1 protein-coding gene is annotated in these 247 nt (G+C 66.4%); it reads left to right on the forward strand.

Annotated features, from left to right (window positions below; translation table 11 throughout):
* Positions 1-60: 60 nt before the first annotated feature.
* The coding region (locus tag FS767_RS22460) for an NAD-dependent epimerase/dehydratase family protein (RefSeq protein WP_144968281.1) at positions 61-247 on the forward strand (187 nt) is incomplete at its 3' end.

Here is a 247-nt window from a genome sequence, read left to right on the forward strand (position 1 = left end):
TTTATCCGGGCAATGGGCCATTCTAGGCTGAGGACTCCTTTCCCTTCACGGAGCCACCCCATGAAAATCATCCTCGTCGGCGCCAGCGGCACCCTGGGCAGCGCCATCGCCGAACGCCTGGGCAGCCGCCATGACCTGATCCGCGTCGGCCGCCGATCCGGCGACCTGCAGGTCGACATCACCCAACCCGAGTCCATCCGTGCCCTCTTCGCCCAGGTGGGTCGTTTCGACGCCCTGGTCAGCGCGG

The organism is Pseudomonas sp. DE0010 (genome assembly GCF_007680745.1).
In the GTDB taxonomy this organism is placed as follows: Bacteria; Pseudomonadota; Gammaproteobacteria; order Pseudomonadales; family Pseudomonadaceae; genus Aquipseudomonas; species Aquipseudomonas parafulva_B.